The 7958-nt window shown below is 71.9% G+C and carries 13 protein-coding genes; 3 read left to right on the forward strand and 10 right to left on the reverse strand.

The annotated features are described in order from the left end of the window. Positions 1 to 141 precede the first annotated feature (141 nt). Positions 142 to 429 carry a hypothetical protein gene (locus tag ACWCYO_RS39755; RefSeq protein WP_449786948.1) on the forward strand — a complete coding sequence of 96 codons (288 nt, stop codon included), beginning with the start codon at positions 142 to 144 and terminating at the stop codon, positions 427 to 429. A gap of 44 nt (positions 430 to 473) precedes the next feature. Here ACWCYO_RS39755 and ACWCYO_RS39760 read toward each other — a convergent pair whose 3' ends face one another. The 3 genes from ACWCYO_RS39760 to ACWCYO_RS39770 form a co-directional block, all read right to left on the reverse strand. Next, positions 474 to 1253: a class I SAM-dependent methyltransferase gene (locus tag ACWCYO_RS39760; protein ID WP_449786949.1), complete on the reverse strand. Its 780-nt coding sequence runs from the start codon at positions 1251 to 1253 to the stop codon at positions 474 to 476. Positions 1254 to 1345: 92 nt separating this feature from the next. Further along, entirely contained in the window at positions 1346 to 1873 is a 528-nt protein-coding gene (locus tag ACWCYO_RS39765; RefSeq protein WP_270139603.1) for an SMI1/KNR4 family protein, read from the reverse strand. Positions 1874 to 1968: 95 nt separating this feature from the next. Beyond that, positions 1969 to 2790 (reverse strand): MurR/RpiR family transcriptional regulator, encoded by an 822-nt coding sequence (locus ACWCYO_RS39770; protein WP_449786950.1) that lies wholly within the window; start codon positions 2788 to 2790, stop codon positions 1969 to 1971. Between the two features lie 64 nt (positions 2791 to 2854). Here ACWCYO_RS39770 and thrC point away from each other — a divergent pair, with 64 nt between their 5' ends. Continuing rightward, entirely contained in the window at positions 2855 to 3919 is a 1065-nt protein-coding gene (gene thrC / locus ACWCYO_RS39775; protein WP_449786951.1) for a threonine synthase, read from the forward strand. 280 nt (positions 3920 to 4199) lie between these two features. Here thrC and ACWCYO_RS39780 read toward each other — a convergent pair whose 3' ends face one another. The 5 genes from ACWCYO_RS39780 to ACWCYO_RS39800 all read right to left on the reverse strand — a co-directional run bounded on the left by ACWCYO_RS39780 (position 4200) and on the right by ACWCYO_RS39800 (position 6315). Beyond that, a complete protein-coding gene (locus ACWCYO_RS39780; RefSeq protein WP_270139598.1) occupies positions 4200 to 4565 on the reverse strand; it encodes a hypothetical protein in 366 nt (121 codons plus the stop codon). A 450-nt stretch (positions 4566 to 5015) separates the two neighbouring features. Then, the gene (locus tag ACWCYO_RS39785) at positions 5016 to 5246 is read right to left on the reverse strand and encodes a hypothetical protein (protein WP_449786952.1); all 231 of its coding nucleotides are present in this window, start codon (positions 5244 to 5246) and stop codon (positions 5016 to 5018) included. Continuing rightward, a complete protein-coding gene (locus tag ACWCYO_RS39790) occupies positions 5246 to 5434 on the reverse strand; it encodes a hypothetical protein (RefSeq protein WP_449786953.1) in 189 nt (62 codons plus the stop codon). The genes ACWCYO_RS39785 and ACWCYO_RS39790 overlap by 1 nt, the downstream gene beginning before the upstream one ends. 114 nt (positions 5435 to 5548) lie before the next feature. Beyond that, positions 5549 to 5881 carry an STAS domain-containing protein gene (locus ACWCYO_RS39795; protein WP_270139594.1) on the reverse strand — a complete coding sequence of 111 codons (333 nt, stop codon included), beginning with the start codon at positions 5879 to 5881 and terminating at the stop codon, positions 5549 to 5551. Then, positions 5872 to 6315: a J domain-containing protein gene (locus ACWCYO_RS39800; protein WP_270139592.1), complete on the reverse strand. Its 444-nt coding sequence runs from the start codon at positions 6313 to 6315 to the stop codon at positions 5872 to 5874. Before ACWCYO_RS39800 ends, ACWCYO_RS39795 begins: the two co-directional genes overlap by 10 nt. Before the next feature lie 278 nt (positions 6316 to 6593). On the opposite strand from ACWCYO_RS39800, the gene ACWCYO_RS39805 reads away from it, so the two are divergent. After that, on the forward strand, positions 6594 to 7019 hold the full coding sequence (locus tag ACWCYO_RS39805) for an Hsp20/alpha crystallin family protein (protein ID WP_449786954.1): 426 nt from the start codon (positions 6594 to 6596) through the stop codon (positions 7017 to 7019). 104 nt (positions 7020 to 7123) lie between these two features. Here the strand turns inward: ACWCYO_RS39805 and ACWCYO_RS39810 are convergent, their stop codons facing one another. Beyond that, complete coding sequence (locus ACWCYO_RS39810; protein ID WP_449786955.1) at positions 7124 to 7477, reverse strand: hypothetical protein; 354 nt, start codon at positions 7475 to 7477, stop codon at positions 7124 to 7126. After that, a partial coding sequence (locus ACWCYO_RS39815; RefSeq protein WP_449786956.1) for a type III effector protein occupies positions 7452 to 7958 on the reverse strand: 507 nt, incomplete at its 5' end. The genes ACWCYO_RS39815 and ACWCYO_RS39810, both read right to left, overlap by 26 nt.

The raw sequence follows: 7958 nt of genomic DNA on the forward strand, positions 1-7958 counted from the left end.
GCATCGTCCTGCAGCCGCTGGCGACAGTAGGGGATGAACCGCTCGAACTCGTCTCTGCCGGAGCAGCGGACTCCGACTGTGCGCTTCCCGCTCAGGGCGGGCCGACCGCCGGGGCCGGTAGCGCGGCTCCCGGATGCCGGTGTGCAGGCCGCCGAGGTCGACGACCGCGTCCCGGGGCACGGTGATGGCGGCCCCGCCGGTACCGAGGTGCAGCTCGATGTCGACCACCGGGTGCGCGATGACCGCCCGGGACACCCGTACGTCCAACAGCTGCTGGAGAGCGGGGAGTACCCGATGTTCGGCAAGATCGCGGTGGAGGCGCGCCAGCCGCGCCTGAGCCGCGACGACCAGTTCCGGACCGGCCTGGAGCGCGTCCTCGACTGCATCGCCGCCGGCCTCCGGTCCGGCGATCGCGGGCGCCCGAGTTGAGGGTGTGTCAGGACTTCGAAGGCCAGCCCCGCCGCAGCGGTGGCTCACAACCGCCGGGTGCGCAGCACGCCGGTCAGCATGGGGAGGGTGAACTCGCCGTCGGCGGTCTCCGGCCGGCTCGCGAGGAACGCCCGGATCCGGCCCAGCGCGGCCTCCCGTTCCTCCTCCGGCATGACCAGCATCCCCGCGCGCGTCCCGAGCGTCGCGACCAGCGAATCGGCGGTGCGGCGCTGCCCGTGCGGGAACAGGACCTGCTCCGGCGAACCGAACCGGGCCACCCCACCGCTCCTCGGAAGGTGCGCGGCAGCCGTCTCGGCACGCCAACTGGCAGGCGTGTCCCGCGGTCCGACGGCCGCCGCCCCGCTGACGTGCGCGAGCTGCGCCACCCATTCGACCTGGTCGTCCATGACGTTCCACAGCCCGGCCAGGAGCCCGCCGGGCGCGAGCACCCGGGCGATCTCGGGCCCCGCGACCGCCATGTCGAACCAGTGCATCGCGTTGCCGGCCACCACGGCATCGACGGAGCCGTCCGGCAGCGGAATCTCCTCCGCGCTGCCCGACAGCGCCCGGACCGCGGGCAGCGAGCGCCGCAACTCGGCCAGCATCGCCGGATCGGGCTCGACCGCGACCACCTCGGCTCGAAGCGCGGCCAGCGCGCCGGTCAACTTGCCGGTCCCGGCCCCGAGATCGAGCACCCGCGCACCGGGCGCGGCTTCCAGCGCCCACCGCACCGCGGCCTGTGCGTAGTCCGGCCGGTGCTCGGCGTAGGCGGCCGCGGCCGCGCCGAAGGATGATGCGTGGAGGTGCCGCTCGTCCTGATCCATCCCGTCACGCTATCGGTGGCGGTTCGTCAGCACCAGGGAACGAGCTTCCCGCACCAGCCGGAGGCAGCTCTCACGTGAACGGCCGTGTGGGCTCAGCCGAATGAATCGTCGTGCCTCGCGCTCTCGAACCCGCCTGCGGACGTCAGGCCCTCGACGAAGGACCGGAAGTCCGGAGCGAGGGCCAACTCCGAGTTGTCGTCCGCGTCGAGCCAGCTGACGGATGGTTCTCCGGCGCGGCCACAGGCCCGGTAGTCGAGTGCGATCCAGCAAGGTCCGTCGCCCGACACCAGCACCACACGGCCGGGGAGGTTCCACTCCTCGACCAGGTACGGGCTGTCGAGCAGCGAGATCGTTCGCTCGCGGTGGCCGATGCCCAGCACGTGGTCGAAGGGGACGTGGTCGGCACTCCATGAGGTCGGCCTGCTCGTGGGGAAGGCGTTCCGGCTGCTGGTGACCCGGCCCCCGTTCTGCTGTCGCAGCAGGTCGAGCAGGGAGCCGGGGAGCGTGACGTTCAGCCGCCGCTCGGCCTCCAGAATCATCTGGTCAGTCACGGGCGGCTGCACTCCGTAGCCGCTTCCGGTGTCCCAGAGGGACTGTTGGAGATCCTCAGAGCGTGCCATGCCCGGCATCGTAGAAGCCACCCTGGCCCGACTGCGCTGGCCCGCCCGCTGTTCGGCGCCGCGGCCGACGGGGTCGAGGTGTCACGGCGCATGGCCTACGTCCCGTCGCGTCGCAGTGCGGCTGCGAGGGTGTCGAGTTCGGTGAGCCGTGCCGCACTGTCGAGGCGGGATGCGGTTGCGACGAGGAGGAGTTCGGTCACGGCGACCTGGTGGGTGAGAGGTGCGATCGGTCCTGCGGCTTCGTGGGGCAGGGGGATGAGGACCTGGGCGTGGTCGGCCAGGGGTGATCTCCAGGCGTCGGTGACCAGCAGCAGACGGGCGCCGCGTTCGCGGGCCGTGCGGACGTAGGCGGAGGTGGGGGCCGAGTAGCGCCTGAAGTCGTAGGCGACGACGAGGTCGTGGGGGGTGATGTCGAGGAGCGATCGGGCTCGTTCGTGCGCGGGCCCGGGAACGAGTCGCACCTCCGGGCGCAGGGCGCCCAGCTGGCGGACCAGGTAGTCGGCGGCCAGTTCGCTGAGCGGCCCGCCCAGCGCCCAGACCGAGCGGGCTGCTGCGAGGGCGTCGGCCGCCGAGTCGAGCAGGGGGGTGTTCACGGCCGCCAGCGCGCCGGCCAGGCCGTCCTGCAGTTCGCGTGCGGCGCTGCCGGGGTCGGGAGTCTGGGCGGCGAACGCGCGCAGCCTGGACTGATCCTGGGCGTCGGCTCGGACGGCGGTCTGGAAGTCGGTGAAGGAGTCGTAGCCGAGCCGGTCGACCAGGCGGGAGGCGGTCGGTGGGCTCACCTGGGCACGGTCGGCGAGCGTGCGCAGGGATTCCAGCGCGGCGAACGGATAGTCGTCCAGGATGACCCGGGCGACCGCGCGCTCGCCCCGCGGAAGCCCGGGATAGGCGGCTTCGAGTCGGGACACCACGGTTTCCATGACCAGGATGTTACATCAAAAGGCGATTGACAGGATTGATGAAACAAGTGTTACGTTCTTGCGCATGGAAACCTGGCAAGGGCTCATCGACAGCCCCTACCGGCGTTGGCTGCCGGTCACCGACCGCACTCCGTCCATCTCCCTCAACGAGGGCAACACCCCGCTGCTGCGCTCCCGACACCTGTCGGAGCTCACCGGCTGCGACGTCCGGCTCAAGGTCGAAGGGGCCAACCCCACCGGCTCCTTCAAGGACCGCGGGATGACGGTGGCGATCAGCAACGCCGCGGAGGCCGGCGCCGGACTCGTCGTCTGCGCCTCCACCGGCAACACCAGTGCCTCGGCCGCCGCCTACGCGGCACGCGCCGCGATCGCCTCGGCCGTCCTGGTCCCCGCCGGACGCGTCGCCCTCGGCAAGCTCGGCCAGGCGGTCCGCTACGGCGCACGCATCGTCGAAGTGGCAGGCACCTTCGACGATTGCCTGCGCATCGCCCGCGACCTCGCCGCCCACCACCCGGTGGCCCTCGTCAACAGCGTCGGCAACGAGCTGCGCCTGACCGGCCAGCAGACCGTCGCGTACGAGACCGTCGACGCGCTCGGCACCGCCCCCGACATCCACTGCCTGCCGGTCGGCAACGGCGGCAACATCACCGCAACCTGGCGCGGATACCGCACCTACCACGCCGAAGGACACGCCGACCGACTCCCGCGCATGTGGGGCTTCCAGGCCGCCGGAGCGGCACCGCTGGTCCACGGCGCTCCCGTCGCCGACCCGCAGACCGCCGCCAGCGCGATCCGCGTCGGCAACCCGGCCACCTGGCAGGGCGCCGTCGACGCCCGGGACCAGTCCGACGGCCTGATCGCCGCCGTCACCGACGAGCAGATCTTCGCCGCCTACCGGCTCCTGGCCCGCCACGACGGCGTCTTCGTCGAACCGGCCTCCGCGGCCGGCGTCGCCGGACTCCTCGACCAGCACAGCCGCGGCCACCTCACCCCGGGCCAGACGGTCGTCATCACCCTCACCGGAAACGGCCTGAAGGACCAGGACGCCTCACTGCACGACGGCTACACCCCACTCGAAACCAGCTCATCCACCGCCCACGTCGCCCGCGCCCTGGCACTCACCACCTGATCGCCCCACAGGCGCTGTCCGAAGCGCTGAACGAACGCCGTCCAAACGTAGGCTCTGGCTCGACTTCCGGGCCCTGTCGCTGATCGTGAGGACGCCGTCGCGGTACCCGGCAGTCGCCGTCGTGGCCGGACGGTCCTCGACCGCCGTCACCGGCACCCGGACCGGTGTGGTACCGGTCACCAGCCGCTCCCACCAGGCAAGCCGGAGCACCAGGTCACCGCCCTCGACGGTCAGCTCCGCCATCGCCTCGCGTCCCCTCCCGCCGGGCGGCATCCGCCGTTCACCGCCCGGGCGGCTGCGGGTGGGCCTGGGAGTCGAGCGGCGGCGCGCCGTGCCGATCGGGCCGGTGGCCCGCAACGTCGACGATCGGCTCACGCGGCGTGCCGTGCAGCCCCGGCGGCGTCGGGATCAGCCTGCGGGCCAGCAGGTGGCCCACCCAATGGCGTCCGCACTCCGGGCAGGGCGGCGCGCCCTCGGGGGTGTACGGCGAGTCCACCGGCGTGCCGTCCCGGGAGAAGTACTCCCAGTCCCGTCCGTCGTCATCGCGGTAGTGCTGGACGTCATAGTCGGTGCTCCACTGGTGCCAGCAGTGGCCGCAGGTGAACTCCACGCGTTCCAGGGCCAGTTCCGTGATCAATGTCGACACCTCCTCCGTTGAGGCGATTCACCGCAGGCTTCCGTGCCCGTGGTGGCGACACTCGCCGCCCGCCGGACAGCGACCCCCTATCAGTGCGTATGCCTCTCATCGTGGATTCCGAACACCCGATGGGTCGAGTCTGCTCATCCGGCCCGTCCGCGGCGTCGGCCAGTTCGATCTGCCGCACCAGGTGGTCACGCAGGTGCAGGGCCTCCGGCAGGCCCCGTAAGCCGTGTGCGTTCTCGGTCGCCCCGGGGATCGGCAGCAGCTTGTCGGCGCTGTCGTCGGCCAGCAGCAGCCGGTCGTACCCCGCCACCGCCGCCCGCTCCTCGGGGACGTACCACTCAACCCGCCGCCGTTCGTGGTCCACCCCCGGGCCTCGCCCAGCACACCCGCACCCCGGACAGGGCGGGTGCCGGCGGGACGGTGCCGCGGCGCGGAGCCGGTGGAGGGGCCTGATCAGATCGGCGGGGTGAACGTGTACGTCCGGCCCTCGCGTCCCCACTCGCCGAACGGCGAGGTGAGGCCGGCGTCCATGGCCCGCAGGCAGGGACGGCCGATGTGCGCGTAGACCAGGCGTCGCACGCCGTGCCGGGCCGCCTCGCGGGCGATCTCCTGTACGTGGGCATGGCCGCCGACGCCGCCGCGAAAGCGGATCCGTCGGTTCCAGCCGGGCGCCTCGGCGAACATCAGGTCCGCACCCGCCGCCCCGCCGGGAACTCCCAGCACTCCGGCGCCCACACCGCCGCCATCGCGCCTGCTTCGATGCGGTACCCGCGTGTCGGGTGGGAGGTGTGCTGCACGGGGAGAGCGCTGATCCGCAGTTTGCCCAGCTCCAGATCGGTCATCGCGGGGACGACCCCGCGCTCGGCCGCCATCTGGCGCAGGGCGGTGCGGAGTTCGGCCGGCTCATCGGTGACCAGCCAGGCATCGAGCCGCGGCGGCGGGTCCGCCCCTGGACCGGCGTCGAAGGAACCCGGATCTCGCGGGGCTCACCCCTGGTCGGGTTCCAGCAGGTCGGACAGACCGAGAACCTCGAAGACCCGGACGACGATCGGGGCCTTCACGCCGGTGATCTTCAGGTCGATGCCCGCTTCTCGCGCCTTCCTTCGGGCGCGTTCGAGCACGTCCACGCCCGTGCAGTCGCAGAACGTCACGCGGGCGAAGTCCAGGACCAGACGGTCGGGCCGGCGGGCGAGGCATTCCTTCAGGCGGACTTCGAGTTCGGGGGCGGTGGCGAGGTCGATCTCTCCCATGGCGGCGAGGGTGACCTGGCCGTCGCAGCATCGGACGGCGGTACGGAAGCCGTTGTCCATCACAGCCATGGATCCACCTCCCATAGCCGGTTCACCCATTCCCACAGGCCGCCGAGGTCGTCCGGCGGGGCGGACGGGCCTCGCGGGGTGAACCGCACCGGGCCCGCACGGACCGCCGGGCCACCGGGCCGTCTGGTTTCGCCGGAAGGACCAAGGCACCAGGTCGCGGTCACCGCCGGGTTGCCCGGGACGACTCGTACCGGTACCCGCTGGCCCCCGGCCGTGCTGCCGACCGGTGCGCCGGGGCGGCCGGTGCCGTGCCGGGCGTCGTAGACGGCGCGCAGCTCGGGATCGTGCAGGACCGTGTAGGCGGCGACGACTTCGTCGAGCCGCTCGGCCGAGTCCCGTTCGGCGGGGCGGGCATCGGGGTGGAGGAGGCGTACCAGGGCACGGTAAGCCGTGGTGATCTGCCGCGCGGACGCCGAAGGCGCGACTCCAAGCACCGCGTAGTGATCCCGAGGATCTTGCCCGGGGCGCGTGCCGACCATGACGACCCGCCTCCTCCCGCCGCTGGGCGAGTCGAGGGCGAGCGACTTCTGTGCTCACTCCGTGGGACTAGCCCGGGCTGCGGTCAAACCTTCCTATCGAACCTCCTTATTGACCTGCATAGAACCTTGGCGGGCTCTTGTCAAGATGCCCCAAATAGAGGTATATGGACTGACGTGGGCGGCTCCTGGCGAGGAGCCCGGCATCGTCACCGACCGATTGAGGAGAGTGACTCATGATGCTGATTCGCACCGATCCCTTCCGCGAGCTCGACCGGCTCACCCAGCAGTTGCTGGGCACCACGACCCGGCCGACCGCGATGCCGATGGACGCCTATGAGAGCGACGGATCCTTCCTGATCCGTCTCGACCTGCCCGGCATCTCGCCCGAGAGCATCGACCTGAACGTCGAGCAGAACGTCCTGACGGTCAAGGCCGAGCGGCCGGCACCGGAGATCGAGGGCCGCGAGATGGTCATCGCCGAACGGCCCTACGGCGTCTTCAGTCGCCAGGTGTTCCTCGGCGAGACACTCGCGGCCGACAAGATCGAGGCAGACTACGACGCCGGCGTGCTCACGATCCGCATCCCGATGGCCGAACACGCCAAGCCACGCAAGATCGAGATCAAGAGCAGCGGCGAGAAGAAGCAGATCACCACCTGATCAGCGCACTGGCAGCCCCGGCGCTCGGAGTCATGGCAGGCCCAGCGCCCCGGCTGCGTCCGCCCGGGGATGGCCTCCGAGTCGGTCTCCGCTCCCCCGCCCGGTCAGACCGACCGGGCGGGGGAGCGGTTGCTCTCCGCCGCGAGGCCGCGATACTGCAGGGCGAGCAAGATCCCCTCGGCCTGACGAGGGCTTCCCCTCACACTGTCGTCGGCATGACGGTCCCTCGGCATCCGGCGGTTCTGATGCCCCGCGATGTCCTGTTCGACCTGCGCAAAGGAGGTGCGGAGGGCCTCGCGCATGGCTTCCAGGCGCGCAAGACAGACGTCCAGCGAGGCGATGGCGGCGTCGCCGTCGGTCCGCATCCGGTGCCCGACGGCCGCGAGCTGCTCCTCGATCCGCTGCCAGCGCTCTTCGGCGGCGGCCAGGGGGTCAGGCGCGCCGGTGGTCGCTGTCATGGCGCAGTTGGTCGGTGTGCTGGGTGAGGTCGTCGAGGCGGTGGGCGATCTGGGGGTGATGGGTGCCGAGGTGGGGGCGGACGGCGGCGAGGGGTGTGAGGAGTTCGGCGGCGTCCGGGGTGCCGAGCGCGGTGTGGAGGCGGTCGAGGGCGGGACGGGCTGCCGAGGGGAGGTCGGTCAGGGCGGTGACCTGGGCGGCCAGTCGGCGCAGGTCGGCGGCGTTGGCGCGGGCCCAGTCGGTGACGGCGCGTTCTGCGGCGCGGCGGTCGCGTACGGCCTTGACGCGTTTGGCCCCGGTCGTTCCCGCGGTGGTGGCGGCTGGCGCAAGGCGCAGGTAGCGGTTCTCGGCGGCCTGGCGGCTGGCGACGCCCATGGGGCGGGCGAGATCGGCCCACGTGGCGCCGGCGGCGCGGGCGGCCTCCACCAGCGGGGCCTCCCAGTCGGCGAGCTCGGTGCGCAGCTCGCGCAGCAGGAGCAGGGC

Source organism: Kitasatospora sp. NPDC001683 (assembly GCF_053596495.1).